Here is a 2725-nt window from a genome sequence, read left to right on the forward strand (position 1 = left end):
TTCGACCGTAATGATGATATTCCCTTTAGTATCAAGGGTTTGAGAGATAACTTTAAGATTGTCTATATCTAAAGGAATGCTTAAGTCTTTCATTAAAAACGCGACATTTTGATTTAGGTAACAGCATTGTAACCCTTATTGCTACTGAATTCCATACCCACAGTAAACGGAAAAGAGCCTCTTCCGCCATCTTTCTTATAGCTTAGCTACGGCATACTCCTATTTTTACACGTATCCGGGCTTAACCCGTACTAGATGGGGTTTATGGAGCGGTTACCATTAAACTTATATATATATTCTTGATCATATGTATAGTTTGAAAATTGTAGCTCAGAGGCCCGAATTTTAAGTTTCTTAATTTCTTCGTAGTAAGTCTTTAAATCCATAGGTTTAATGTTGCCAATGGTTGGTTTTAATTTGTGATTAATAACAGGTAACAAGCTACCAAAACTACATCCCATTATTTCGTAAGAACTGTCCCTATTTAAAAACTTTGACCAGCGCCTAATGTGATAGTCAATTTTATTTGAAATAATTTGGGGTAATGATAAGATTCCACCGTGAATAAAAAGAATATCTGATTTTTCTTGAATCCTATGAATCGTTTCAACTGTATTAAAAATATGAGGTGCAGAGTCATCAATGATAATGGTGCTTGATTTAATAGATGATAAAGAAATTAAATTAGGTGCATTACTGGCACCAATAATCAGTTGAGATTTTTCATAAATAACATCTGGCAAGATTAAATTTTTTGAATGAGCAATAATTAACTCACCCTTAAAATGATATTCATTAATAATTTCATTTCTTATTGTGTTTAATTCTTCATTTTTATTGAAAACATCACATAAAATTATTTTTTTAGGGTGATCTGTTACTTGAAGCATTAACCTTAAAGTACTTGATCCAATTGCACCTAAACCAACAAAACTTACTACTTCGTTTTTTATTTCCCTGTGAGTTTGCTTTAAAACGTTTTCAGTATTAATAACCATGGCTGTGGCAGTCACAGCATGGCCTGTTGTAAGACTCAAATCAAAGTTATTAGACATAGAAATATCACAACCATAATTAGTAGCTGAAGGTATTATGTCAGCTAAGGAGATACATTTTGCACCTAGCTCTTTAGACAGCAAAATTGCCTTTTGAATATAGCTCAATAAATTTTTATCTGAATAAACCATCTCATTTAATACAGGTAAAAGTACGGCACCTATGTTACCAAAACAGGTTTTGCTAATTGCTGTCAATTTCGGCTGGTTATTCATTAAGGCGTCAATTAAAATATGCGCTTCACTTGCAGACAATCCAATATTATGATTAAAAAAGCTTGAGAAACAAGCTGAATCAATAGGTTCAATTTGATTTAATTTTATTGCATCTTCCAATGACCGTGTTCTTTGACTCATATATTACTTACCTTTGCTACATTTTACTTTTTTCTCTTTATCAATAAATTCAGATAATTTAGCAATAGTTGGATATAAAAAAATATCTTTTAAAGAAATAGATGCATCAAGACTAGTGTTAATTCTAGAGACAATCGATGCCGTCATGATTGAATTTCCACCTAAACTAAAGAAATCATCATATATGCCGATCTTTCCCTCAGGAATATTAAGTACTTTAGACCAAATTTGACGTACCGTTTGTTCAGCTCCATTTCTTGGTTCTACATGCATTTTTTGATGAATTAATTCAGGCATTGGTAATGCTTTTCGATCTAGCTTCCCATTCACTGTCATTGGAAATTGATCTATTTCAATTAATGCATTAGGAAGCATATAATCCGGTAAAAATGATGCCAATTGCTTTAAAATAAAATCTTGATTGAGTTTTATCGTTTTGTCTAAAATATAATAACCAATAAGACGTTGTATTGCACTTTCTCTATCTACAATAACACAGCTTTGTTTAATACCATCAATTGAAGATAAAGCAGATTCTATTTCACCCAATTCAACCCTCTGACCTCTTAACTTCACTTGGGAATCAGCTCGTCCTATGTATAAAATACTTCCATCAGGTAGCCACTTAGCCAAGTCACCTGTTCTATACAACCGTGTGTAACCTTTTTCTATATCCTTATCTGCAGCAAAGGGATTATCAATAAAAAATTCTTCCGTAAGTTCAGGTTGATTTAAATAGCCTCTTGATAATCCTGCACCAGAAATATAGATTTCTCCTATAAAGTTAATAGGAACAGACCTTAAATTCTCATCAAGTAGATAAATTTTATAATTGTCATACAAGCAAAATATATTTTCTGCAATTTGATTATAATATGTTCCAACAGTGGCTTCAGTTGGGCCATACTCGTCAAATATTAATAACCTATCTATTGCATCATTGCTACAAAATTCATTAATGTATTCTTCTAATGTACCAGGTATTTTCTCTCCACCTAATACAACTTTTTCAATATAAAGGTAATAAATAAGTGTTTTTATTGAATCAAAATAAGTTGGGGTTAATTTGATAAAACTAACTTCATTTTTAGTTAGGTGTTTTATATAACCTTGAACATTTTGTAAAGCATCATGATAAACGGCTATTTTTGAACCAATACATAATGGAGATATTGCAGTGGTAATTGAAAAGTCAAAGCTAATATTACCTGAAAAATCTACTGTATCTTGCTGCAATATTATGTGTTTGTTTTTTATGTTATTTATGTAATTTACTGCACTATTATGCTGTACCATCACCCCTTTAGGTTGAC

General features: G+C 31.4%; 2 protein-coding genes. Both read right to left on the bottom strand.

Annotated features, from left to right (window positions below):
• Nucleotides 1-251 precede the first annotated feature (251 nt).
• Nucleotides 252-1412: a hypothetical protein gene (locus DNK84_RS06970; RefSeq protein ID WP_119343830.1), complete on the bottom strand. Its 1161-nt coding sequence runs from the start codon at nt 1410-1412 to the stop codon at nt 252-254.
• 3 nt (nt 1413-1415) lie between these two features.
• The coding region (locus tag DNK84_RS06975; protein ID WP_162902287.1) for a non-ribosomal peptide synthetase at nt 1416-2725 on the bottom strand (1310 nt) is incomplete at its 5' end.

This window comes from Facilibium subflavum (assembly GCF_003574485.1).
GTDB classification, from domain to species: Bacteria; Pseudomonadota; Gammaproteobacteria; order Francisellales; family Francisellaceae; genus Facilibium; species Facilibium subflavum.